Source organism: Virgibacillus oceani, assembly GCF_014638995.1.
GTDB classification, from domain to species: Bacteria; Bacillota; Bacilli; order Bacillales; family Amphibacillaceae; genus Virgibacillus_E; species Virgibacillus_E oceani.
The window spans coordinates 77,316-101,136 of record NZ_BMFR01000010.1 but is presented as its reverse complement, the minus strand read 5'-3'; the positions used below and the strand labels follow the sequence as shown (position 1 = coordinate 101,136).

Here is a 23,821-nt window from a genome sequence, read left to right as displayed (position 1 = left end):
CCGATCTTTTTATGCGCTTTATTACTTATTTTGGCTTCGTTAGCTCAATATCTGTCCATAATACTAACATATTTTCTTCATTATTTTAAAAATTAGGGGAGAAGAAAATAGAGGATTATTCTCAATTCAATGGTCTTACAATAGCAAATTGGGCACCTTCCTTTATTCCCGATGCCAACCCGATTGCAATTGACAACACAATTCGTTCCAATTTATCCCGTATTATTAGCCTTTATCCAATTAAATAAATGAATATACCATTATTAAGGTTAACAAAAATCATTCAAGATGAACTTCATCATCCACATGAATGTCACCAGTTTTTATCACACTAGCATAAACCCCAAAATTATTTTTTCTTTCTTTTATAATCGTTTTATGCAAGCTCGAATCCCGTTCTGCGTTATCAGGATTAACCGTAATAATCATACACCTTTTGCAATGTCTTTTTAATTCTATTTCGACTTCATTCCCTATCTTTATTATTCTGCCAAACCATTTTTCTTCCACAAACGGTATTTTTTCTTTTAATGAAATTAGTAAATTAGGGCGAAAACGTCTAAAATCCACCTCGTTTCCTCCCCATATTTCTTTCAATTTATCTAATGACGCATCTGTTACAAGTTAAATATGTTCCTCTGCAATTGATCCTAGAGGCACATGTGAAGGGGAATATTCAATAGTAGATATTTTTCTTTTCGATTTGTTTTCAATTTCTTTTATTATCTCTTCATCTTTCCAATCTGCAACCTTCCCCTCAGGTGTCATTATTTCGACTTTGGGATATTCATCCATAAACTCTTCTCCTGCAAACCTTGCTTTATATCGAACCATTTCCGGGAATTGCGTTATGGTTAAGAATTCTCCTTTTCTTTTTTCATCTAAATAAGCATGACTTCGATCACCATACAAACCATATTCCATTATTTTGGACTTTTGCACACTTTCCCCGTAAAAAGACTTTACTGGATGACGAACTATTTTCTTCATATAACCGATTAACATTTCATTCACTCCTATATGAATTACATCCTGCTCTAAGGATAACAAATCAGGTTATTCGACTCTACTGACCATGAACTGTTCGAATATCAAAAAAAGATAGTCGACAACAAGGTCCTCCTAGCACAAGTCCAGAAGTGTGCCTGATTGCGGAAAAAAGGTTAGAAAATCCTATTAAAAAAATGACCCCTTAGTTAAAAAATATATGTTCCAAATAAACCATCCCCATAAATGATAACCAAACAGCACAGGGTATTGCTAAACTTTTTACTGAATGCACCCAATTTATTTTATAGTTGCCTTTTTGCAGTAATCTGTCTGTAATAAAGAACAAAATTGCTGCACCCAAACTATAAAGGAGCAAGACAAGACCAAAAAGGACGTGTAAAATACCTGAGATAATTGGTTCAATCCTTTTATTATTAGTTTTTCTTACTATTAAATTGCTTAATTTATCACTAATTAAGGATGTTAAAATACCATAGATGAAAATGACTGGGAAGCTATATATCAAATAAACAGGTGTTGCTATTATAAAAGCGGATAAGTAATCTGTTATTGAACTTGTACCTTCTCCAAACGGATTTGGTACAATTAAACCGAGCAAAATAGCAAATAGTGACCCAGAAACGGATGCTGAAATAATTTTCCTCATAATAACCGTACTCAATGAAAAGCCCCCTGTAACATAAATAATATTAAGTGCCCTCAAGCGACAGCAACTTGCCTGACTTCGCTGTTAACTTAATTAGTAAGTTGTTTATTAAACACACTAATTGAGTAAAAATTCTTTTTTAACAGGTTATCAGTTATTTGCTTTATAACATTTGAATCCCGTAAATCCTCATTTTCAATTGTTGCAAGATCATTTATGTTTATCCATTTACTGTCTGTAATTTCGTCCTCTTCAAGATTTAAAGAACCCCCAGTAACTTCACCAATAAAATGAAATAAGATAACTTGATCGTTCGAACTACTTATAAAATTATATACACCCGTAGTACCAATCAGGTTGACATCAAATCCCGTTTCCTCTTTAACCTCCCTTAGAGCCGAATTAAGAATGTCTTCACCAGATGCGATATGACCACCCGGAAAATTCCACTTATTAAAAGCAGTAGGTTTATTCTCTCTGATAATCAAGACTTTATCATCACTAAAGATTGAGACACTTGCTACTAAAACAATTCCATTCTGTGACATCCATTTCTCCCCAATTCTTTTCGTATATTTATCTCCATCGCATTAATTCGCTTCTTTCATTAACACTTTCACATTGGATTTTGAAAGCCGTCAACGTTCCTATGTGTCTGTCATTACATATACAAATAATGTTAATAGAAATTCTTTTATATGCTGTTCCGTGCTTTCGTTACTTCGACTATCAACAAATAAGAACCAAGCAAGGTAATTATCAAGATATTTCGTAGCAACACCTTTAAAGCGGTCGATCCATGTAATTACAGATGACCACCACTATTATGTAATATAACCTAATAATCTATCAAAAAAATGGATCTCGGCATATGGTTTTATTTCGGTATCATTCTTGATCATATAAGGGTTGAACCATATCCCCTTTATATTTGCATGTTGACAGCCACCAATGTCTTTTTCTATGTCATCTCCAACGAATAATGTATCTTCCGCTTGCACATGAAGCTTATTTAATGCTAATTCAAATATGCGTTTGTCAGGTTTACTAACTCCCGCTTCTTCAGAAATAATTATTACATCGAAACAATCATTTAAATTAGTGTTCATTATTTTAGCTTTTTGTCTCTGGGTTGAGCCATTTGTTATAATTGCAGCTCATGCATTTTTATCGTATTTATAATAGTGTTTGACACTATAGTGAAACATATCGCACAGAAGATTTCCTTACAAAATCATTACGCATTATTTTTTCATAATAACTTCGCAAATTAAGCTTACACTAAACTACCTAATCGGTAAATCTGCGTAGAAAAATTCCTTAACAATCGTGACCTATACCAAAAACACAATCCTTTATTCCAGGAGTGCACCCGACGGAAATGAAGGGTTTAAAGAAGCTGTATGAAAAAAATCACCGACAGGATTCGGTGATTTTTTTCTTGATACGGATTATTTTAGTCCGTTTGACAAATAATCTTCTAATTGATTGAAGGTGACCGAAAACCCTTCATGAACCATATCTTGGGACTCTTCAAAGGTTTTCCGTTCATTTTCGGTTGCCGATGCACCGGGAGCTACTATCGCTGTAATCGTTGTTTTACCCCCATCTTCTTTGAATGTCAATGTATTCAGTGTTTCCAAAGGCCAGTTCTCGTTAAAGGGAGCACGCACAATGTTACCATCCTTATCAGAAAAATAACTGGTGTAGACAATTTTCTCCGGTACAATAATTTCATGGTATACAAATTTAACCCACATTACATCACCATCAGCAGGTTTCTGACTATAATGAAATCTGCCGCCCGGGCGGAAATCAGAATGGGAAACAGTAAACCTCCAACCTTTTGGCCCCCACCAGTTCTTTAAATGTTCTGATTCGGAAAATACCTTAAAAACCAGTTCACGTGAAGCATTGACGGTATGAGTTATTTCAACTTGAGTTAACATTTAGATTCCTCCAGAAATTTAGTTATCATTCTTTTGATTTCTGCCTTTTTGTAAATCCTGCAAATAACCATCTAAGTTTTCAAAGCTTTCTTCCCACAATTCACTATATTGCCCCAACCAAAGATTTAATTCCTTGAAAGCCTCTGGTCGCAGCTTGTAGATACGACGATTCGCATCCGCTTTATACTCAACTACGCCAGCTTCATGCGGTACACGAAGATTTTTAGATACCTGAGGTTGGCGAATGTGAAGGCGATCCACGATATCACCAACCGTTAACGGATCCTCGCGAAGTATCTCTACAATTTGTAATCTCCCTGGTTCGGCAAGAGCGCGTAAGATTTTAGATTCCATTTTCCATTCGAACACCACCTTATAATCAAATTATATATTCCTATATAGGAATATACCATAATGGGAATATATAAATCAAGAACTCTTTGGTGTATTAGCAGAACCGCCTATGACCTTTTCATTATCTAAATAAGCAAATAACTAAAAAAGCATAGTAACCCATCTGTAAAGATCGCTATCCACAATAGAAACTGACAAAGACAATCAAAAGGAGCAATAATAAAAAATAATACCCACCAATCGTTACTGATACATAAAAAAGCGCAATCCTTTATTCCGGAAGTGCGCCCAATTGTTTACTATTTGATTCTTGCTTTATAAATCCTTAAATACATCTTATATCAACTAATCATTTGCTATCGCAGCTTCTCCAATTCCGACGAGATCCCAAGACATAACCGCAGATGCCTCCCCGTGGATTTTCCTTTGCACTCGGATACTCCTAAAAAACCATCCGCCCTAATAACCGGAATCCTCCGATGTAAGATTGTCAATCATCTTATAGTCGTATTTTTGTAATGGCTTCTCCGCTGGTCCCTCAATTACGTCACCGGTAAATGAAAATCTAGAACCGTGACATGGACAGTCCCAGGTTCGATCACCACTGTTCCATTCGACCTCACACCCTACATGCGTACAAGTTGTATCCACAATATGAAGTTCACCGTTCGTATCCCTGTATGCTCCTTTTCTTTCTCCTTTGACCGTGGTAATAGCCGCTTGGTCATTGGATAAAGTTTTTGGATCAATATTGGACAATTCCAGTTTTCCCTTAATTAAATGGGAGGCAACATTTGCATTCTGAACAAAAAAGTTTTTTAGACTTTGCGTTGCCTGGGGTCTTGTAGGGGTAAATAATTGTTCAAAGTTATTTTTCTTTCCCAATACAATATCACTAAGCAGAAGCGCTGCGGCAGTTCCATTGGACATTCCCCATTTTCTGTATCCCGTGGCAATTAACACGTTAGAATCTCCAGATGTTATCGCCCCAATATAGGGAACCTTGTCCAATGTGGTCAAATCCTGTGCTGACCAGCGATATTCGATGGATTCAAGACCCAGTACCTGCTGGCCAAAGTCCTCCAGAGCTTCGTAATGTTTCATTGTATCGATGCCCTGCCCCGTTTTATGACTTTCCCCAACAATAAGTACCATTTCTTCCCCGTTTATAGTTACGGATCTTAGGGAACGTTTTGGTTTTCCCGCACTAATAAAAACCCCATCTGGAAGTTTCTTTTTGGTCTTTGCCGCAAGTACATACGATCGATCAGCATACATTCTTGTAGAGTAAAGTCCTACCCCTTCATAAAATGGAAAATGTGAACATGCAAGTACATGTTTAGCAGTAACGCGGAATCCGTCACGAGTTAGTACCGTCGTATGTTCCCCGGTCTCAACATTAACAGCCGTTGTATTTTCAAATATAAGACCTCCCTTTTCTTTAATCTGTTGAACGAGGGTGCTTAAGTACTTGAGTGGATGAAATTGTCCTTGTTTCCGCATAATTAGTGCATTTCTGATCTCTAGTATATCCAAGGGTATTGTATCCGTCAGTTCACCATCGATGTTCAGCGTCTTGTACGCCTCGGCTTCTTTTTCGATTTTTAGTTTGTATTCCTCTGTCGTTGCATACATATAGGCATCCTGTTCGCTAAAATCGCATTTGATTTGCAGCTTATCAATGGTTTTTTTGATAAACGTTAATGCCTCCATATTAGCTTCATAATACAGCCTCGCCTTACTCTTTCCCATGTTGGTTATAAGTTCATCGTATATTAAATCATGCTGGGCCGTAATCTTCGCTGTTGTATGTCCTGTTGTTCCATTTAATACCCGATCGGCTTCAAGGAGGGCAACCTTTCGTCCCTGATTTGCCAAAAGATAGGCAGATGTTATTCCAGTAATACCACCTCCTACAATAACAGCATCAACAGAAATGTTCTCATCCAATTGCGGGAACGTTGGCACGTCGGTCGAGTCTATCCAATAGGACTCGGTGGAATCAGGCAGTTTCCCATGTTTATCCATAACAAATAAAACCTCCATTCGGTACTAGATAATCTTATGGTTACCATATCACCGCTGACTATTCAATGCCACATGATCAAAAGTGTTTTCATCAAACTTAATTTAGGCAAATCTAAAAAAATTAGCCTATTTTTTATAAAAAGCATTCCAAAAATTAAAAACGACTACCCCAACTTGAGATAGCCCTATTAGAATAAACAGTTATTCCGCTTCTTTTAAATTCACGGTTTGATTATGCCCCTCGATAATCGGGTTATCACCAATCGCAATTAACGGGGAAGAAGATCATATTCAAATCTAATTTGATGCCCCTTCTCAACTAAATATCTCTATTACGATTAACAGCTTTAAAACTGTCACTTCCTAGTACATTGGTAAAAAATTTTCGAATCATTTACACCACTATTTTTGGCAACCTTTTTTTGGAGCAGAATTTAAATGGTACTCACAATAGACCTTAGCGACTAACTCCCACTAAATCAAGATTCTGTAGGGGAATGCGTCGCTAACTTTTGTTCAACTCTGCAAAGTTGCGCTCTAAAAAAAATCTCCAAAAACAAAATAATTTGAAACGAAATACAAATACTAAATCAAAGATACAGATAGTGAGGAGGTGTGCTTGATGAGGAACCGCAATGATAAGAGGAAACGGAAGAAAATAGCAGGTCAAGTACTGAATGAAGAAGACATCACAGTTGTTGATACAGATGTGGTAAAACGGTCCGTTGTTGCGACCGGGATAGGGAATGCTATGGAATGGTTTGACTTCGGTATTTACGCATACCTGGCAACAACGATTGGTGCGGTGTTTTTCCCCGATTTTAGCGGACCAACGCAACTTGTTTTTAGCTTTGCTACATTTGCCGTTGCGTTTCTGGTAAGACCACTAGGCGGGATCTTCTTTGGAATGCTGGGGGATAAACTGGGCCGTAAAAGAATTCTTGCGATCACACTGATCATGATGGCGCTGGCAACGTTGAGTATCGGTTTTATTCCGGGTTATGGGTCAATTGGCATCATGGCCCCAATTCTGTTGCTTGTGGCACGATTGGTACAAGGGTTTTCAACCGGTGGTGAATATTCGGGGGCAATGACCTTTTTAGCGGAATCATCACCCGACAAAAGACGTAGCTTCCTGACAAGTGGACTCGAGGTTGGGACGTTATGCGGGTATATATTCGGTTCAGGTACCGTCACCTTATTGACATATATTCTTGGCCAAGATACGATGCTTGCCTGGGGGTGGCGGATCCCATTTTTTATTGCTGCACCCATTGGCTTGATTGGGCTATATTTTCGGACGAAGTTGGAGGAAACCCCTGCCTTCAAAAAGAAAATGGACGCTGAATCCAGTAATCACATATCGATGAAAGATATTATCGTCAACCACAAGGCTCCATTATTAAAAGGACTCATTATCGTGTTCTTTTATAATGTGATTTACTATACGGTTCTTACGTATATGCCTTCACATTTGAATTCGGTTCTCGGTTATTCGCAAACAACAGGGTTGCTTATCATTTTGGTCGTAATGTGCATACAGCTTCCAATTGTCTTGTTGATGGGATTTTTAGGTGACCGTTTCGGTAAAAATAGGATTATTCTAGGCGGATTAATTGGTATGCTCTTATTGGCTATCCCTTCGTATATGTTGATCGGTAGTGGGACTACAGTATGGATTTTCACTGGGATTATGATCCTGGCACTTCTTTTTACCACTTTCCAAGGCACGTTACCATCATTGTTACCATCCCTTTTCTTTACGGAGGTGAGATACAGTGGACTTTCCATTACGTATAACATTTCAGTCTCGCTATTTGGTGGAACAGCTCCGCTCTTGGTTTCATGGTTGATCAGTTGGACAGGCTCACAATTTATTCCAGCTTATTACATTATGTTTGCTTCTCTCGTGGGAGTTGTAGTTATGACAGTCTTTGTGAAAGAAACTTCCGGAAAACCGCTGAGAGGTTCACCACCCGCTGTGGCGGATAAAAGCGAAATTCCTGATGTTCTAGAGGAAAATGATGATGGTCTGTGGTGGAATGAAGAAAAAGGAAAGTTCAATATGGAAGTAGCCACCAAAGATGAACTATACATGGATATGGATGATGACGGACTCACCATTGACCACGGCGATAATGGTAAACGTACCGATACTGAAAACAATGATGAACCTTGACCGATAATCAAATGGCGAGGAAGACCGGTGCTAAAACGGTAATTTCAATAGGTAATTAATTAATAATTAATAACAGCATTTCACCGATACAGTATATTCATTAGGGTTTTACCATCATAATAACGGTCAATCTTTAACCCATTCCCAGTATTTACAATAGTCATTTGACCATTGATTTTTACTTTATCGACCTGTTTTCCTTCTAGATCAGTAAATATTAAATTAAAAGAATGATTAAAATCGAGTGAATTACTTTCTGATTGGTCTTGTTCATATTTTTCAAATTTAATATTTTGTACAGAAATTTTATTGTTCAGTTTGTTTGCCGCTTCTTGTGGTATTGTAAAAAACCTGTTGTTTCTTAAATCTTCAAATTCCTTTTTCGTGAAATAAAACGAAAAATTGTTTTGGTAATCAATCAACTTTTTAATACTTAATTTCTTTACATCAAAACTTGGGTCGTCAACATTATATAACGTTTTAATAAACTCTTCGCCAAGCTCAATTGCTGAATTCTCGAATGCTCGTTCAGATTCGTCCTTGTCTTCAGATGTTTGAGCTTTTTGTGACTGATCATTTAGCACAGCACTATCACTGGTGGAATCTTCGCAAGCAGACATCCCTACTGAAAAAGCAACTAATAAAAATACTACGATAGATATTCTAGCATTCTTCAACTTTTACGCCCCCATTTTTGTGTAATCTGGTAATTTTGAATTTTCCCTTTTTTATCTTTGTAATTAGTCATACGTAATTAACAGTATAATGGTTTCATTTACACTGGTTTTAACAGACCTAATTATTCCACAATATGGCCAGTTTTGTTTGTTGATGAGTTACTTTTCTTGTCCGCCACTAAAAAAGATGACCATTTTACTGATCATCCTGTTTCACTATTGTCTGTTAGATATAAAATCAAAATTATAATATTACTCACATAAGGTTTTCCTTCAATACTTATTTCTCATTTAATTTGCACATTTATTTTTTATCACGATTAGTCACTTTATATTTCTTACCTTTACTGTCATAAGTAATCCATTCACCAACAGGATCACCATTTTCAAAGTACCCTGAGCGCTTGATGGTTCCATCCACACGATACCATTCCCAATAACCATCTGGCTTATCACCAATCATTTTCCCCTTTGACCATATTGTTTTTCCATTTGCATGGTACTTTATCGTGTATCCATCAATTACTTCTAATTTCTTTTCCTTGATACCATTCGGGTGTTTCAAGTCACATTTTTCGTTTCCCATGTCTTACCTCCGATATTTTATCACTTACTCTCTTCTTAAGAGATACTATGAATTCATCTACACTACTAAACAATTGATCTGGTTTAACACTAAACTCTGGTGCCTGGTAATTTGGCAACCACAGCACTCCAACCGTGTGAACATTAGCTTGTTTGCCAGCCAAAATGTCAGCGTTACTATCTCCCAGGAAAACAGTTTCAGTGTTTTTTACGTCAAGTATTTCCAATGCCTTATTGACTCCTTCCGGATGGGGCTTTGGATTGTTGACGTCATCACCGGTAATAATGACATCAAATAAGTCGCTCATATCAAGGTATTCTAAAGAAATAAGTAAGCTTCTTTTTGCTTTTCCTGTAACAATCCCTAATTTATAACCTTCCTCTTTTAAAAACAACAGCAGATCGTTTATTTCCTTATTATTAAAAACAAGCTCACTGTGTCGTTCATTATATCTCTCATAATATAATTCTATTGCCTTATCATGGTTAGGATCCGTAAGATTTTCTCTAATAATTCCAGTCTCTGATGGACCGAACATTGCCTTAACTTCATCTGCAGTAACATCAACATTATCAAATTCCTTAAATACAGATTGAAATGCGTAATAACAAACTGGCAACGTATCAGCAAGTGTACCATCAAAATCAAAAATAATTGCTTTCATGATCACACATCCTTTAACAAAAAGTTTTATCTAGGGAAAACATATTATTTACTATTTCACATTGGTATATTACGAATCCCCTACACCCGGAAATAGCAGTATAGGCTTTTATTTCGTAAATACACTTCGACTCTAAGCTATTTCTGATATTATCTGACCGCGGAAAAATCTCATATCTATAAATTTACTCTTCCAGTGGATTCAATTATTTTATCATTCATAAACAGTCACAATTACTCCAACCATATTATCACCTGAAATCTCATATTCGTGATTTTCCGGTATACGAATGGTCATGTTTTCAGAAAAACGGTAATAGGAAATAATATACTTTTCACCTTTGACCTTTGCCGAAATCTTCTTTTTTTCCTTTAGGTATGCTAGGTATTCTTCTAATACAAAACCCTTTTCCTTCATAATCGCACTATGCGGAAGCCCAACATAGCGGATATGCCATGGTTCATATTGAATTCCCGTTATGTCCGTTTTATTCTCTGGATACCTTAGAATGAATCCGAACTTCCAAGCATTTTGTTCTATCCATTTTCCTTCAGGTGCTTCAGCCATAGCCATTTGAGTGGTACCTACATCAAGCGATAAACCTAAATTATGTTCACTATATCCGGCTGGCAGGGCATAGGCAGAGCCCTTTTCCTGATACAGTTTACGCTGAGCATCAAAATCCCGAAAACCACTAGTAATGAAAAAATCTGAGACTCCCTCTTTTTCTGCAGCAGCCATCATAGCTGAAAATTTACGTACAAGATTTTCTGATAAATAAGTTCTGTCCAACAATCCGAAGCCATTTACCAATTCACTGTGCTTAAAAAGATCAACGACATCTGATGTAATACTTTCCGGATGAACTGGATACTTACTGTTGACCAATAGCAGATTCCCTTGATAAATTTGTTCTTCTGTAATATCTTTTTGCTGGCTATTGCCGGAAGCCCTTTTATCCTTTGATTGATCATATTTTTGCACTTCTACATTTGGTAAATCTGCTTTTGATTCGAAAAACGATCCATTATATAGGAAGGTTAAAACCAAGCACAAAAGTAATACTAGTAAAAATCCCCACTTCTTCATTTTTCAGTTTCCTCCTTATTCCTCTTTATTTTAAAGGATAGCTAAAACTGTTTAAAAAAAGGGTGAGGTAAATCTTAAATTTTTCTTAAATCATGTATTTACAAACAATCTATCTTACTTATCCAATGGCAATCGGACTTCAAATGTTGTCTGTATGATACTGCTTTCAGCGGTAATTGATCCATTGTGCTGCTCTGCAATATTCTTCGCAATGAACAAGCCCAACCCTGTGCTGTCTTCCTTATGGGTGCGTGCTTTGTCTCCGGTATAGAACATATCGAATAGATGCGGGAGTTCATCTGGTGGAATGCTATCCCCATAATTCACAACCTGTACTACCACTTCATTTGCTTCAATGAAACCATTAATATCGACATACTGACCGTCATATCCATAACGAATTGCATTGGTGATAAGATTTTCAAATAGTCGTGCCAGCAAGTCTCCATCGCCCAAAATGTGTAAATGGACAGGAGCATTTATTCTAGCAACCAACTGATTATTTTCGAATACAGGATACAATTCTTCCTTTAATTGGTTAAGCAGGTCTGTTAAATCAAATCTTTTTTTATCCAAAGGCAGCATACCGTAATTCATTTTCGTTATCTCAAATAATTCATCAATTAATCTTTCTAGCTTCTGTGATTTAGTAAAAGCAATCGTTAAAAAATGTCTTGCTTGTTCTTCTGTTATGCTTTCATCTTTAAGAATTAATTCCAAGTAACCCAAAACAGAGGTCAGTGGTGTACGCAGATCATGCGCCAGGTTTACGACTAGCTGGTTCTTACTGCTTTCCGAAAAGTCACCTCTTTCGATGGCTTCTTTTAACGTTTCACTAGCGAGATTGATGTCTTTCGCGATATCGTTAAACTCATCATTTGATTGGATATTAACTTGATGTTGAAAGTCACCGCGAGCAAGGTAGTGAATTCCGCTAGAAATCTTATTAAAATAAGTAGAATAGCGTTTCGTAAGGATAAAGAAAAACAATATGGAAAGTGGAATAAATAGAAGCAAAAAGAAATTAATGTCACCAATTCTGTACACAAATGAACGTAATTTGGCCAATGGATCACCGTAATCAACCCAGGTATGATAATAAAATTGAAGTATTTTAAAGATTATATACGTTATCGTACCAGACAGAACCATACTTAATCCAACTAACATGATCATTTTTGCGCGAAAGCTTCGTACGATTTTAACCATTGAATGTATACCCAACTCCCCACACTGTTTTAATTAATTTGTTTCTCTGTTTATCCTCTTTCAGTTTTTTTCGTAACGTACGTATATGTACCATAACGGTATTCCGGCTTTCAAAATATGCTTCGCCCCACACCTTGAGAAATATGTTTTCCACAGTGTACACCTTCTTTGGATGACTAGCTAGCAGATACAAAATATCAAATTCTTTAGGGGTCAGCTCAATATATTCTCCGTAAAGCGTAACCGCACGTTGTTCAGGAGAAATAATCAGTCCACCAAACGCAAGAGTTGATTTATTTCCATTCGTAGCTTGATTCAATGTCGTAAATCGCCTCAGCTGGGCATTTACGCGGGCTACCAATTCAATGGGTGTGAATGGTTTGGTCATATAATCATCTGCTCCGATTACGAGTCCCTGTACTTTATCGAAATCAGATGTTTTAGCGCTCAAAAATATGATAGGCATATTATGCTGTTCACGAATACGGCGGGTTACTTCATATCCATCCAATTTCGGCATCATTATATCCAGAATCAGCAATTCAAATGCCTGCTTCTCGACAATGCGAACAGCCTCTTGTCCATCCGGCACCTTAACAGTATGGTACCCTTCTTTTTCCAAATGAAAGGCAATCAGATCAGCAATTTCCTCCTCATCATCGGCAATTAATATCGAAATATCTTTCATCTTCCCACTCCTAAATAAAACTAACATACAGCTATTTTTCAAGTCCCGTTGATTTTCTATTATTTCCTATTCTTTTAAAAAATGGTCTTGTTGCTGCTGCATAAAATAAAATATAACTCTTCGGTTTATATATAGATGTTAACATAAAATGTCATGATAACTCTAAATTAATAACCATTACTGCTTTCATGGTCTATTAAAGATTTTGAAATACTATTTTGTAATATTTTTATGACATGCAGAAGGATTTACAAAAGTTAGGTGGAATATTATTATATCGTACTTTTTTTTAATGGAGGAATGACATTAAGTAAATACGGGTTATTCAGCAAGTTTGCCGCTGTTGAAGAAAACGCGATGCTTTGGCAGATATGCTGTAAGAAGCTTCAACGTCGATGGGCCGAACCGATAACTGCAGGAGTGGAAAGAATATACCCATAGGAGGAAAAGGCATTTCGGCTACTGCACACCATTAGAATTGAATCACTGGATGTTAAGGGGAAAATTAAGAAAATAAACCTTACTGATAGGGTCGTCAAGGGATCCTTATTAGTCTAAGTATACCTCGGTAAATGTATGCTTCGGTGGAAGTTTTTAATTTTTCCAACTATATAACAAGGGAGAGATTGAATTGGTGATGTCAAAAGAAAAATTTATGGAGATTTTGGAAGGAAATCGTAGGCTAACGATCCGAACGATTGAGGCTTTTCCAGAAGATAAGTTGTTCGATTATTCACCTGTAGAACCTCTTCGGCCATATGCTGCGATGATGAAAGAAATTCTGAATGTCGAGCGAGCTTTTATGAGTGGAATTGCACGAGATGATTGGGAGTTTAAAGACTCGTTTTCGGAGGTATCAACGAAAGCTGAATTGCTTACGGCCTGTGAGAAAATGAGCGGGGAGACACGTGATATGTGGTCCGCTATTACGGAAGAAAGACTTGCCGAGATGATGGAAGATCCGTTTTTTGGCGCCGGGCAGCAAAGCCACATTGAACGGCTTCAATACGCACTGGAAAATGAAATCCACCATCGTGGACAGGGTTATATATATTTGCGGATGCTTGGTATTGAACCACCGGCATTTTATATCAGGTAATGTTACTTGTAGGAAGGCATATCATTAAATGGTATTTTGATAAACCCTTGTTCGCTAACAAGGTGTTAACTAAAATCGATAAAACATAATTCAAACCATTTAGAACATACTACCTATAACTTAAAATCAGGAGGTTATAGGTATGTCTAAATTAAAGTTTATGGTTACATGGATACTATTCCTTTTGCTCATGGGGACGGCCATAGGGGCACACGCTTCTTCAGACTTCAACGAATTACCCACCAAACAAACATCGAAACAGTGGGCTGTTCAAGTAGGTGAAGCTAAACAAGGGAAGGATTTAGCGAAGCCCCAAAAAGGAAAATTTGAGACTTACTCTTTAACTGTTAAGAACATCGGTAAGGATGTAGAATCTGTGGACTTTTACATGTTTAGAAATGAGCCTGATTCCACAACAATGTATTCCCTTTTCAGTTGTCCCGATGGTAAAGATTGCAATGAAGTCAGCGAAAGTATAGATAAAGGTATGTCCTTCAAATTTGATAATTTTATTTTTGCCGAAAAAGCTACAGAATTAGAAGTAGTAATCTTATGGACCGAAAACGGCAGAACTTTAAAGGAAACATTTACATTTACTGAATAACCTTTTGCCTCGACCCAGGGGTTATATGGGCGCTTACCATAATTAAAGAGAGGCGCCCATAAATGGTGTACTTGGAGTATCTCCCTAACTGAACTCCTACTATTACATATACCAAAGCAAATCGTATTTCATTTTCTTGCCTTGTTTACTTTCCTCTTTTACAGCCACCCATTTACCGTTTAACTTTGACACCTCTACAACAATGTTTGTCCCATCTGCCTTTTTAAAAAGAATGTATCCCTGATTTCCCTTAATAAAAGTAACAGGTGTTATTACATTTTTATTTGGAGTATATGGGCTATTTATTTCGGAAGTTAGTTGATTGTCTATGATGCCAGTTACAATATTTGAAAGGGATTTGTATTCCTTTTGTTTTTCTGATTTAAACAACAATTGCTTGTAGTATAGTTTTTTAAAGGAATTTAAGTTTAATTCATATGTCTGTAGAATATCTGAAATGGTTTCATCATAAAAATCTGTTATTTTTCTCTCCCATTCATCCCCCTTATGGATGAATTTAATGATTTTAACCTTGTCCACATTAACTTCCAATATTATTGTTTCTATACCATAAGGAGGGTTATGGGCTTCGTCAAAGGTATTTACCTGAGCCTTGACTTTAAAGCTGTATTCCCTCCCTTCTTCCCTTGATATATTGATGATTTTTATGTCATATAAACCATACGACTTATGGTATCCATAATAATGTTCTATCCCTTCTGATAGGTACGGGTTCAATAACGTAATCAATGTGTCAAGCAATAATGTATTATCAATTTTATTTTGTTCAGCATTGATGTTATTTGGCTGGATAAGAATAAAGAACAACCAAATTGAAAGTACAAGGCAAAGTTTTCTATTCATATGCAACCACCTAAAATATTTTAGGTTTAGATTTCCCAATAAAGAAAAAAATACAACTATCAGACCCGACTATCAAATGTTTTTCAAAAGAAAAAGGACGATCATTTTCAGACCGCATTGTTATATTATTGCACCTGTTACTTCATCACTTGAACTTTGCCAGCGGAAACAAAATAGCTTGTGTAAGCCAGGAACTCATTTCCATAATTGATTCCTTCATACCATTTTCTAACCAGTAGTGAATAAACCCAACTGTCCCGTTCGCCATAAAGTTTGCCTCCCAAAAACTATCTTTAAATCGCAGTACCTCATCTATAAATACTTTTGTAACACGATTACGAAACTCCATTTTACCTAACAAACTTCTATAAAGTGATGAATACATCTGAATATGCTCAAACATAGCAACAAGTGATTTAATTGGTTTATTTGACTTTTTGTAATCTTCTTTTGCTGACTCATACGTATATGTTGGGTATTTTAATGATTCCGTCAGCATGTTCAATAGATCATCCTGCATTTGTGTCACTATATCCTCCTTATCACGAAAATGAAGGTAAAACGTTGATCGATTGACTTTTGCTTTCCGAACTATTTCACGAATGGTTACAGCTTCATAACCGTCTTCCGCAACTATATTAATCAATGCATCCATTAATAATCGTCTTGTTCGAATCACACGTGGGTCAAGTCCTTTACTCATCATATAATCCTCCTAAACCATTAACCTTTTCATCATTATTATGATACGTGTCTACTATACAACATTTTTCATCATATTGATGATTGAAGTAAACGCTTTCTTATAATAAAATACTTTATAAACACAGTGTTGTCTAGTTTATATAAATCATAATTAATTAGGAGGAGGACATATTTATGGGAAGATTAGATGGTAAAGTGGCAATCATCACAGGCGGAGCAAGAGGAATGGGTGCATCCCACGTACGCAGATTTATAAATGAAGGGGCAAAAGTGATTTTGACGGATATTCTATTTGAAGAGGGACAAGCATTAGCCAACGAACTTGGAGAAAATGCAAAGTTCATGAAACATGATGTAACAAGTGCCGCAGATTGGGATCAGGTTGTCGCTGAAGCCGAAGCAAAATTTGGACCTGTTGATATATTAGTCAACAATGCAGGTATCGCACCCAATAACCCTATTGAAGAAACCACTGAAGAAGAGTATCAGAAAGTGATTGATGTTAACCAAGTATCTGTTTTTTTAGGAATGAAAGCCGTTTACTCCTCTATGAGACAAACTAAAAATGGTTCTATTGTTAATATTTCTTCTTTATCTGGACTTATTGCTGGAAGAAATCAGATATCATATGTTGCTTCAAAGTTTGCCGTTAGAGGCATGACAAAAGCCGCCGCACTTGAATTTGGTGAATACGGTATCCGGGTTAATTCGATACATCCAGGCATAATTGAAACGCCTATGACGATGAATGATGAGACGAAGGCAATGCTCGCTGAAATCAGTAAAACAATTCCATTGGGGAGAACCTCAAAACCGGAAGAAGTAACTAATCTAGTAATTTACCTTGCCTCTGAAGAATCTAGCTATTCTACTGGATCAGAGTTTGTAATTGATGGAGGATTGTTTGCTCAATAATGTGCAGCATCGACTGATTCCTCATTTATTACTAGAGCTGCATATAAAGCTGACGGGGATTTATTAGAGTCGGGCAGAAGGTGAACTAACCCTTCTGCTCTTATTTCCTTATCACCCTAGAAATTTCACATACTAAGTATAGTTAAATTACCTTAACCTTGGATAAACGAACCCTTTTTCTAATTAAGGAATTTAATTGTTCCGAGCATAAAAGCATCAATGCAATATAAATAACCAATAAATACGGAAAAATCCCTATCGTTGTATAGGATGCTATTAAACCTAGAAGGGGTGGAATAAATGTGCTGCCTGTTGAAGCAACTGCCATTTGATAACCCATAATTGTTTGGGAATGTGTCTTACCAAAACGCCTTGGTGTTTCGTGTAACATACATGGAAATATCGGTGCTAATCCCAATCCAACCATAATGAAGCCAACAAGCGATATAAAAGATGGCAAGGGCAGTATTAATAGTGCAGCACCAATTACTGCTATAATCTGTCCCATTCGAATAAGCATTTTGTTACTCATTTTGAATGTGACAAACCCAGTTATAAATCTACCAATTGTTAATCCTCCCCAGTAAAATGAAACCCATTGGGCAGCAACCGATGCCGGCAATTCCTTCATATTTACAAGATAGCTGCTTCCCCATAGTCCCACCGTAGCTTCAACCCCACAATAAAATAAGAAGGATAACAATGCTAGTTTGACTCCTTTAATCTGCAAAGGTTTTATATGTTTCAAATTTTCATGGGCAGATTCATAAGGGGTATCTTCCAAACTATTATTTACTGCCATATTACTGTTTTTGGAAACCCTATTCCATAATGGTAAAGAGAATATAAGAATAACTGCTAACGCGAATTGAATTCCGGAAATTGAAAGATAACCATTTCTAAAACCATTTTGTTCTGAAATAAACTGGGCCATTATGATTGGACCAAGGGAAGCTCCTACACCCCAAAAACTGTGTAACCAGCTCATATGATGTGCCTTATAATGGATTGCAACATAATTGTTTAAAGCTGCATCTACAGCCCCAGCACCTAGTCCAAGAGGTATACAACATACAAACAACCAAATGATTGACGGCGCAAAATAAAAACCTAGTAAAGCACTTGCTGTTATGAAGCCACTAAAGAATGCTACCTTTCCCGTTCCAAACCGTTTAAGTAATTTTCCACTAACTAAACTGGAAACAATGGTGCTTCCCGCAATTGTCATAAATAGGAAACCAGCTGTCTCAAGTGGAGCCCCGAAGTCCTTTTGCATCACAGGCCATGCGGCACCCAATAATGAATCAGGTAATCCTAAACTTATAAAAGCCAAATAAATAATTACTAATAGTAATAGTGTCATGTTTTACGTCTCTTCCCCTAGCTAAAAATTTCACGTTGTACTTTCCAATAATAGCATAATACTAAACTGATAGATTCAGAAAAAAAGACAACCGTTTCGATGATCGCCTTGTTGAACTCTTGCATCAGTGGAAATATGGGGTGCAAATAACATTACTGAAAAACATCTTTTTCACTCTTTGACCGGAAGTATAAATAAATTATTTTATACAGACTGAAACAACTTAATACGGATTAAGTTAATAAATCACTTTAAGATCTTAATCGGTGAAACAGAAAATCACGGACAGAAGAAACAAATATAACGTTCCACTATTGATGTTGCGTATAAAACCTTTCTTAATTCAAATAATAAGTACTAGAAAGGGTGGCAACTATGGACCAATATCATGATGCAACAAAAAAGCTGAGCGATCAGCTATTACAGGTTAACCAATATAAGCTGGACATTTGGAAAGAATATGTTTTATTTGGCTGGCATTGGTGGTTAGGTGTCTTCGTTTGCCTTGTTTCGATTACCTTATGGATAAAATATCATAATAAAAATTTAAAAGTAAAATTATTACTGGCAGGGCTGACTGCTGCAATTTTATCAGCATTTTTAGATACGACATATCTTTTCTTTGGAATGTTTGATTATCTCTATGAAGTTTTACCGATGGCCTCTAATTACATACCATGGAACTTTTTTATAATTCCAGTACTAATTATGTTCTCCATTCAGTTATTTCCAACTATCAATGCTTATTTAAAGGGGATTGTACTGTCTTTACTAGTTTCATTTATCGGACTTCCATTATTAAAATTTATAGGGATTTTTGAAATATACAATTGGCAATATGTATACTCGTTTGTTTCCATGTTTGTAATATTTGTCCTTTCTTATCAAATGAGTAAGATTGCAAAAGATACGTAAAAAGGGATTGTACATGGTTAGGCAAAACGTATTTTTGTTAGTAAATATAACATTAAGTCTCCACCATGTAATTTACATCCAAAACCTGCCTCTTATTTAAATAAACAGTCTGAACAAAGCAGCAACTCAAAAAATAACCTCACCTCCACCACTATAGTCATCTAATATTGTGGTCCCCATTTTTATACCTTCGCACAATAATTTACTAAACTAAATTAGTTTTTTCTCGAAACAAATACTCGTGAACGCGCTCAAATATAGGCTTCACACTATCTCTATCTTCACCGAGATAATGGGCGAAGTGAAGGAATACATGGTAGCATCGATAAGAGGACTAAAGAGCGAATAGTGTGGCGGAGTATAAAGAAACCCTTTATAATACATAAAAGGCGCTCTTCTAAATAAAGCCTAATTTCTTGATGTATTCTGGAAATTAGGCTTTAATTCAATAATCTCGCCACGTAAACCACCCATTTTCTTAACTTTGTGGTAACGTAACGTATATGTATGTAAAGAGCTAGCAGAGCGGGTTCCCACTTGGAAAAAAGTAACTTAACCAAACATGCGTATTTCGCCATACTTTCAATGTCTACACACCAAACTGTTTTAAATGATGGTCAAGGTGCTTGTAAATTCCCTTCCCCCATTGCTCAGAAGTAAGTTTACCAAAAAAAGAATGGGGATGAGTTGTACAATTCTCTGGCCCATTATTTTGGAACGTTTTGATTTTTTGTTTCAGTTTTTCTCTTTCTGTTTCAAATTCTTTTTCATCTGTAATCAAAATGGTCGGAATAGTGGACATATTATGAGCTAACGGCTTGTCATTATAAAACATTGGTTTCACAAACTGTCCTATTAATATTCCCAACCAACCTCTTTGTGGAAAGGAATTTCCCATTGCAATGTCTTGGAACGATGAGCAATGAGCTAACATTTGGGCAACATCCATTTTCCCCCATATCGGTTGGGAATTTAGGGTTAATTTATCGATACGGTTTAAAATTTCCTCTGTATGCAAATAATTATAAATATTTTTCATTAGAGTAATCTCCCTGATATTTTTCTTTTCTTATAAAACAGCACTTTTTCTACTGATGGCGATGTCCCTGAAGCATATTTTGGCGGTACAGTCTATTTTTCCTATTTCTCCGTATAATTCTTTGGTTAAATGGTTCATTCATCATTTGATGCATCCCTATAATTATAAATATGGTCAGGTGCTTTTGTCTACTGTCCGTCCAATACCATGTCCTGTAAGGTATTTGATAACAGTTAATTCATGCTGTTTTGCTGTTTGGAACACTACTTTTCCAATTCCACTTTTTTTGGAACCAGGTTTTGCTTTTTAAGACCTGCTTCAAATGCTTTTTTAGCGACGTCGCATATTTTCGATAACACTTCTTCTCCTTCGCCTAATACAAACGAGTTTCCTGTTACACCGAAATAACCATTCTTTGAGCCAGAAACATCCACATTATCTTTAGAAATGTTAAGGCACTGGCCCTTTGCAATTGATGATGTAAATCCTTATGAAATAAAGACTTTTTACCTTCTAAAATGGATAAATACACTTTACTGAAGCTACTCCCATAGTCTTATGAGAAGACATGTAATAAGTCCTCTAAGTTAAGGATTAGGAGTGTGCTGATCAGTACAAAAAAAACGAAAGCCGGTGCTGTTTTGCCGATTGGATCTTTGACCTTGAAATGGGCAAAGCAAGCGATCAGCATAGTAATGCCGAGCCAAATCCCAGCCAATATAACGAATTCTGCGGACCAATATCCGATCACTAGAACGGCGGCTCCGATTAATTGGACAACACCCGTTACGGCACGAAACCATTGAGGCAATTTGAGATGTTCGAAAATATCCACCCAATATTTAACTCCTGCAACCTTGCTGACACCAGAAAAACCAAAGTATATGACAAGTAAAGATTGCAGTATGATTGAAAAAACCATCATTTTCAATTCCTCCTTATTATTTTAGCTGTAAATTCCAAGCAATTGTTTTGCTAACGTCTTTTTAACCGTTGTTTCAACACTTACCTACTTAAAACAGTTATATCAAGCTCTTGGATACATTCTGGATCCCGGACTACATCGACTCCAACGATTTTTCCTCCCATGTACGTCAGCACAAGTGCGAGCAATAGATTTCCGCTTGGAGCCACGGCGACACCAATTGACCCGTTTACGAGAGCTGGGTGTGCGGCTTTGGCGCGACCAGCCATGAGCATTTTGGCGACGGCGCGTGCCCCATGAATCTCGCTTGATCCATTCTTATCTATAGCCATGCGGTCATCCTGTAGTACGACATCGGGATCGAGTACTTCAAGCAGCGCTTCAAATTTGCCCGTTCGTGCCGCAGCTAAGAAAGAGTCGACAAGTTGACGCTGATAGCTTAAATCGGCTTCTTGGGCAATTTTCGCTCCTTGTACCCGGCGGCGCGCACGGTGCGCCATCTGCCTGGTCGCAGTCTCAGTACGTCCGACAATGGATGCGATCTCCGCAAAAGGCACAGCGAAGATATCATGTAGTACGAACGTAATGCGCTCAACAGGATTTAACTTATCAAGAACCACTAACATCGCAAGACCAACCGAGTCAGCCAACATTGCTTCATATTCAGGGTTACTTGCAGAATTCAGGTCTATCACCTTCTCAGTTTCATAATCCTCCATTGATTTTTCATGACGTGCCTTTCGTGAACGCAGCATGTCAAGGCAAATCCGTGAAACCACGGTCGTCAGCCATCCGCGAATATTTTCAACCTCGCTCATATCAGAGCGTTTGAGGCGGATCCAGGATTCCTGGACAGCGTCTTCCGCGTAGCTCACGGACCCGAGCATATTATAAGCCACAGCCTGCATGTGAGCACGGTTCTCTTCAAACTGCTCGGTTAACCAATAGTGTTGATCCATCGGTAACATTCCCTTCTCAATTTGTTTTCATAAGTATGACGAATGAAATACCACGAATGTGACAGAAAGCTGAAAAAAACTTTACTTCTAATTTATGAGCTGATACACAATGGTTCCTAAATTTGATAATTCAGTGCAAAAACTTGCTCACCCCATAGGCAACGATTTATCCAAAATAATCTTTTTGATGATCTATGGTTGCTAGTTAATCCCGTGATCGTTTCACAAGGCGAGAAACTATTTGCTCATGCTCAAAAGCAATTTTCCATGAACCTAAGCAGTAGTAAAACATATGATAACGGAGTCGTTGGATTGTACTACCAAAAGTGATTGATAAATTATAAAAAAGAGCCGTCAATATTAAATGTTTCTTAATATTGATGGCCCTTTGTTTTTACTTAAAATAAATAAAAAAACCCAATTGCTTCAAAACTCCATTACAATAAGTTATTCCGCAAAATGTCCCGATTGTTATAATTTGGCTATTAACGTAATTGTATCAAAACTTTTAATAGGTTACCGAACTTTAGTAATAATAATCCAACCTAATCTCAAAGCTCAACAGTGATTTTTAAACGACTTTATTTTCACTCAACATAAATAACAAAATTTGACAAACAACAGCAGGTATCTCCCCACTGTTTGATTCTAAACAATAGCGCCCTATTCCGATATACCACAACTAACTATAATTACTCGGCAACCAACTTTTTCGACATTTGATAGTTGTTTAATATAATCCCCTTTCGTTCTACGTTTTGGGACCTAATTATCTGGTACCCACGATGCTCAAAAAATGGTTTAGCTGTCACACTTGCTTCTGTATTAATTTCCGTAAGTTTAATTTTCCTTGCTACGGACTCAAGCTTATTTACTAAAGCCGTTGCAACTCCTTGTCTCTGAAAATCCTTATGAGTGTAAAGTCTATCCAGGTACCCTTTATGTGTCATATCACTAAAACCGACAATTTCACCGTTTATTTCAGCAACATAAGTGACATTATTGCTTAAAGACTTATTCCAGCTTTCTAATTTTTCCTCTATCCCTTTTTTTGGTGCCCAAGCATTAAGTTGTTCCGTTGAATAATCTACTGCGTTTACCGAATGTACTGTATCATAAAATAAACAAACAACCTGATCAACATCTGGACCCTGAAATTCTCTAATTCTCATATTTATCTCCATGGAGCAATATCCCCCTTTCATGAAGTATAATTTCCCACCGTAATCGCTCTGGTTTCTTTCCAAACAGCAACATTTCCTAATCAAATTAACCTCCAACGAACGATCGCTGCTATCCTGAACATAATTTTTCATTAGTATACCATAATGGGCCATCTTTCTATAATTCAAC

General features: G+C 36.8%; 23 protein-coding genes and 4 pseudogenes. 5 read left to right on the top strand and 22 right to left on the bottom strand.

What is annotated here, in order from left to right; all coding sequences use genetic code 11:
* Nucleotides 1-279 precede the first annotated feature (279 nt).
* The 8 genes and pseudogenes from IEV74_RS12700 to IEV74_RS12665 all read right to left on the bottom strand — a co-directional run bounded on the left by IEV74_RS12700 (nt 280) and on the right by IEV74_RS12665 (nt 5,988).
* Nucleotides 280-1,005, bottom strand: a pseudogene (locus IEV74_RS12700) (MOSC domain-containing protein).
* 187 nt (nt 1,006-1,192) lie between these two features.
* Nucleotides 1,193-1,672: a hypothetical protein gene (locus IEV74_RS12695; RefSeq protein ID WP_229683172.1), complete on the bottom strand. Its 480-nt coding sequence runs from the start codon at nt 1,670-1,672 to the stop codon at nt 1,193-1,195.
* Nucleotides 1,673-1,746: 74 nt separating this feature from the next.
* A complete protein-coding gene (locus IEV74_RS12690; protein WP_188455736.1) occupies nt 1,747-2,205 on the bottom strand; it encodes an NUDIX hydrolase in 459 nt (152 codons plus the stop codon).
* Between the two features lie 99 nt (nt 2,206-2,304).
* Nucleotides 2,305-2,457 (bottom strand): annotated as a pseudogene (locus IEV74_RS12685) (IS1595 family transposase); the annotation flags it as partial.
* Nucleotides 2,458-2,481: 24 nt separating this feature from the next.
* A pseudogene (locus IEV74_RS12680) lies at nt 2,482-2,843 on the bottom strand (HAD family hydrolase); the annotation flags it as partial.
* Between the two features lie 265 nt (nt 2,844-3,108).
* Nucleotides 3,109-3,606, bottom strand: a complete 498-nt coding sequence (locus tag IEV74_RS12675; protein ID WP_188455735.1) for an SRPBCC domain-containing protein — start codon at nt 3,604-3,606, stop codon at nt 3,109-3,111.
* 18 nt (nt 3,607-3,624) lie between these two features.
* Nucleotides 3,625-3,978 (bottom strand): ArsR/SmtB family transcription factor, encoded by a 354-nt coding sequence (locus IEV74_RS12670; protein WP_373284343.1) that lies wholly within the window; start codon nt 3,976-3,978, stop codon nt 3,625-3,627.
* A 441-nt stretch (nt 3,979-4,419) separates the two neighbouring features.
* On the bottom strand, nt 4,420-5,988 hold the full coding sequence (locus IEV74_RS12665) for an FAD-dependent oxidoreductase (RefSeq protein WP_229683171.1): 1,569 nt from the start codon (nt 5,986-5,988) through the stop codon (nt 4,420-4,422).
* A 622-nt stretch (nt 5,989-6,610) separates the two neighbouring features.
* On the opposite strand from IEV74_RS12665, the gene IEV74_RS12660 reads away from it, so the two are divergent.
* The gene (locus tag IEV74_RS12660) at nt 6,611-8,167 is read left to right on the top strand and encodes an MFS transporter (RefSeq protein WP_188455733.1); all 1,557 of its coding nucleotides are present in this window, start codon (nt 6,611-6,613) and stop codon (nt 8,165-8,167) included.
* Between the two features lie 80 nt (nt 8,168-8,247).
* Here IEV74_RS12660 and IEV74_RS12655 read toward each other — a convergent pair whose 3' ends face one another.
* From IEV74_RS12655 to IEV74_RS12630, 6 genes are all read right to left on the bottom strand, one after another.
* Nucleotides 8,248-8,844 carry a hypothetical protein gene (locus IEV74_RS12655; protein ID WP_188455732.1) on the bottom strand — a complete coding sequence of 199 codons (597 nt, stop codon included), beginning with the start codon at nt 8,842-8,844 and terminating at the stop codon, nt 8,248-8,250.
* Between the two features lie 304 nt (nt 8,845-9,148).
* Nucleotides 9,149-9,430, bottom strand: coding sequence for a toxin-antitoxin system YwqK family antitoxin (locus tag IEV74_RS12650; protein ID WP_188455731.1), 282 nt, complete (start codon nt 9,428-9,430; stop codon nt 9,149-9,151).
* Nucleotides 9,411-10,094 (bottom strand): HAD family hydrolase, encoded by a 684-nt coding sequence (locus IEV74_RS12645; protein ID WP_188455730.1) that lies wholly within the window; start codon nt 10,092-10,094, stop codon nt 9,411-9,413. The genes IEV74_RS12650 and IEV74_RS12645 overlap by 20 nt, the downstream gene beginning before the upstream one ends.
* 213 nt (nt 10,095-10,307) lie before the next feature.
* Nucleotides 10,308-11,183: a VanY-A/VanY-F/VanY-M family D-Ala-D-Ala carboxypeptidase gene (gene vanY, locus IEV74_RS12640; RefSeq protein WP_188455729.1), complete on the bottom strand. Its 876-nt coding sequence runs from the start codon at nt 11,181-11,183 to the stop codon at nt 10,308-10,310.
* Nucleotides 11,184-11,297: 114 nt separating this feature from the next.
* Entirely contained in the window at nt 11,298-12,392 is a 1,095-nt protein-coding gene (locus IEV74_RS12635) for a sensor histidine kinase (RefSeq protein ID WP_188455728.1), read from the bottom strand.
* Nucleotides 12,385-13,080, bottom strand: coding sequence for a response regulator transcription factor (locus tag IEV74_RS12630; protein ID WP_188455727.1), 696 nt, complete (start codon nt 13,078-13,080; stop codon nt 12,385-12,387). Before IEV74_RS12630 ends, IEV74_RS12635 begins: the two co-directional genes overlap by 8 nt.
* A gap of 637 nt (nt 13,081-13,717) precedes the next feature.
* Here IEV74_RS12630 and IEV74_RS12625 point away from each other — a divergent pair.
* Entirely contained in the window at nt 13,718-14,179 is a 462-nt protein-coding gene (locus IEV74_RS12625) for a DinB family protein (RefSeq protein WP_229683179.1), read from the top strand.
* 142 nt (nt 14,180-14,321) lie between these two features.
* Nucleotides 14,322-14,783 carry a YozF family protein gene (locus IEV74_RS12620; RefSeq protein WP_188455725.1) on the top strand — a complete coding sequence of 154 codons (462 nt, stop codon included), beginning with the start codon at nt 14,322-14,324 and terminating at the stop codon, nt 14,781-14,783.
* Between the two features lie 102 nt (nt 14,784-14,885).
* On the opposite strand, the gene IEV74_RS12615 is transcribed toward IEV74_RS12620, so the two are convergent.
* Together IEV74_RS12615 and IEV74_RS12610 are read right to left on the bottom strand one after the other, a co-directional pair.
* Nucleotides 14,886-15,647 carry a DUF3888 domain-containing protein gene (locus tag IEV74_RS12615; RefSeq protein WP_188455724.1) on the bottom strand — a complete coding sequence of 254 codons (762 nt, stop codon included), beginning with the start codon at nt 15,645-15,647 and terminating at the stop codon, nt 14,886-14,888.
* A gap of 145 nt (nt 15,648-15,792) precedes the next feature.
* Nucleotides 15,793-16,350 carry a TetR/AcrR family transcriptional regulator gene (locus IEV74_RS12610; protein ID WP_188455723.1) on the bottom strand — a complete coding sequence of 186 codons (558 nt, stop codon included), beginning with the start codon at nt 16,348-16,350 and terminating at the stop codon, nt 15,793-15,795.
* 176 nt (nt 16,351-16,526) lie between these two features.
* Here IEV74_RS12610 and IEV74_RS12605 point away from each other — a divergent pair, with 176 nt between their 5' ends.
* On the top strand, nt 16,527-17,267 hold the full coding sequence (locus IEV74_RS12605) for an SDR family NAD(P)-dependent oxidoreductase (protein ID WP_188455722.1): 741 nt from the start codon (nt 16,527-16,529) through the stop codon (nt 17,265-17,267).
* A gap of 142 nt (nt 17,268-17,409) precedes the next feature.
* Here IEV74_RS12605 and IEV74_RS12600 read toward each other — a convergent pair whose 3' ends face one another.
* Nucleotides 17,410-18,630, bottom strand: a complete 1,221-nt coding sequence (locus IEV74_RS12600) for an MFS transporter (protein WP_188455721.1) — start codon at nt 18,628-18,630, stop codon at nt 17,410-17,412.
* Between the two features lie 375 nt (nt 18,631-19,005).
* Here IEV74_RS12600 and IEV74_RS12595 point away from each other — a divergent pair, with 375 nt between their 5' ends.
* Nucleotides 19,006-19,545 carry a CBO0543 family protein gene (locus tag IEV74_RS12595; protein ID WP_188455720.1) on the top strand — a complete coding sequence of 180 codons (540 nt, stop codon included), beginning with the start codon at nt 19,006-19,008 and terminating at the stop codon, nt 19,543-19,545.
* 589 nt (nt 19,546-20,134) lie between these two features.
* Here IEV74_RS12595 and IEV74_RS12590 read toward each other — a convergent pair.
* The 5 genes and pseudogenes from IEV74_RS12590 to IEV74_RS12570 form a co-directional block, all read right to left on the bottom strand.
* On the bottom strand, nt 20,135-20,584 hold the full coding sequence (locus IEV74_RS12590) for a DUF1569 domain-containing protein (RefSeq protein WP_188455719.1): 450 nt from the start codon (nt 20,582-20,584) through the stop codon (nt 20,135-20,137).
* Between the two features lie 137 nt (nt 20,585-20,721).
* Nucleotides 20,722-21,021, bottom strand: a pseudogene (locus IEV74_RS12585) (M24 family metallopeptidase); the annotation flags it as partial.
* A gap of 119 nt (nt 21,022-21,140) precedes the next feature.
* The gene (locus IEV74_RS12580; protein WP_188455718.1) at nt 21,141-21,509 is read right to left on the bottom strand and encodes a DoxX family protein; all 369 of its coding nucleotides are present in this window, start codon (nt 21,507-21,509) and stop codon (nt 21,141-21,143) included.
* 80 nt (nt 21,510-21,589) lie between these two features.
* Nucleotides 21,590-22,468: a sigma-70 family RNA polymerase sigma factor gene (locus IEV74_RS12575; protein ID WP_188455717.1), complete on the bottom strand. Its 879-nt coding sequence runs from the start codon at nt 22,466-22,468 to the stop codon at nt 21,590-21,592.
* Nucleotides 22,469-23,160: 692 nt separating this feature from the next.
* Nucleotides 23,161-23,640: a GNAT family N-acetyltransferase gene (locus tag IEV74_RS12570; RefSeq protein WP_188455786.1), complete on the bottom strand. Its 480-nt coding sequence runs from the start codon at nt 23,638-23,640 to the stop codon at nt 23,161-23,163.
* Between the last annotated feature and the right edge of the window lie 181 nt (nt 23,641-23,821).

What these genes read in the sequence shown, in the direction of transcription:
- IEV74_RS12690 (WP_188455736.1), bottom strand. Translation starts at nt 2,205, where the DNA reads ATGTCACAGAATGGAATTGTTTTAGTAGCAAGTGTCTCAATCTTTAGT.
- IEV74_RS12675 (WP_188455735.1), bottom strand. Translation starts at nt 3,606, where the DNA reads ATGTTAACTCAAGTTGAAATAACTCATACCGTCAATGCTTCACGTGAA.
- IEV74_RS12665 (WP_229683171.1), bottom strand. Translation starts at nt 5,988, where the DNA reads ATGGATAAACATGGGAAACTGCCTGATTCCACCGAGTCCTATTGGATA.
- IEV74_RS12660 (WP_188455733.1), top strand. Translation starts at nt 6,611, where the DNA reads ATGAGGAACCGCAATGATAAGAGGAAACGGAAGAAAATAGCAGGTCAA.
- IEV74_RS12650 (WP_188455731.1), bottom strand. Translation starts at nt 9,430, where the DNA reads ATGGGAAACGAAAAATGTGACTTGAAACACCCGAATGGTATCAAGGAA.
- IEV74_RS12645 (WP_188455730.1), bottom strand. Translation starts at nt 10,094, where the DNA reads ATGAAAGCAATTATTTTTGATTTTGATGGTACACTTGCTGATACGTTG.
- vanY (WP_188455729.1), bottom strand. Translation starts at nt 11,183, where the DNA reads ATGAAGAAGTGGGGATTTTTACTAGTATTACTTTTGTGCTTGGTTTTA.
- IEV74_RS12635 (WP_188455728.1), bottom strand. Translation starts at nt 12,392, where the DNA reads ATGGTTAAAATCGTACGAAGCTTTCGCGCAAAAATGATCATGTTAGTT.
- IEV74_RS12630 (WP_188455727.1), bottom strand. Translation starts at nt 13,080, where the DNA reads ATGAAAGATATTTCGATATTAATTGCCGATGATGAGGAGGAAATTGCT.
- IEV74_RS12625 (WP_229683179.1), top strand. Translation starts at nt 13,718, where the DNA reads ATGTCAAAAGAAAAATTTATGGAGATTTTGGAAGGAAATCGTAGGCTA.
- IEV74_RS12620 (WP_188455725.1), top strand. Translation starts at nt 14,322, where the DNA reads ATGTCTAAATTAAAGTTTATGGTTACATGGATACTATTCCTTTTGCTC.
- IEV74_RS12615 (WP_188455724.1), bottom strand. Translation starts at nt 15,647, where the DNA reads ATGAATAGAAAACTTTGCCTTGTACTTTCAATTTGGTTGTTCTTTATT.
- IEV74_RS12610 (WP_188455723.1), bottom strand. Translation starts at nt 16,350, where the DNA reads ATGAGTAAAGGACTTGACCCACGTGTGATTCGAACAAGACGATTATTA.
- IEV74_RS12605 (WP_188455722.1), top strand. Translation starts at nt 16,527, where the DNA reads ATGGGAAGATTAGATGGTAAAGTGGCAATCATCACAGGCGGAGCAAGA.
- IEV74_RS12600 (WP_188455721.1), bottom strand. Translation starts at nt 18,630, where the DNA reads ATGACACTATTACTATTAGTAATTATTTATTTGGCTTTTATAAGTTTA.
- IEV74_RS12595 (WP_188455720.1), top strand. Translation starts at nt 19,006, where the DNA reads ATGGACCAATATCATGATGCAACAAAAAAGCTGAGCGATCAGCTATTA.
- IEV74_RS12590 (WP_188455719.1), bottom strand. Translation starts at nt 20,584, where the DNA reads ATGAAAAATATTTATAATTATTTGCATACAGAGGAAATTTTAAACCGT.
- IEV74_RS12580 (WP_188455718.1), bottom strand. Translation starts at nt 21,509, where the DNA reads ATGATGGTTTTTTCAATCATACTGCAATCTTTACTTGTCATATACTTT.
- IEV74_RS12575 (WP_188455717.1), bottom strand. Translation starts at nt 22,468, where the DNA reads ATGGATCAACACTATTGGTTAACCGAGCAGTTTGAAGAGAACCGTGCT.
- IEV74_RS12570 (WP_188455786.1), bottom strand. Translation starts at nt 23,640, where the DNA reads ATGAGAATTAGAGAATTTCAGGGTCCAGATGTTGATCAGGTTGTTTGT.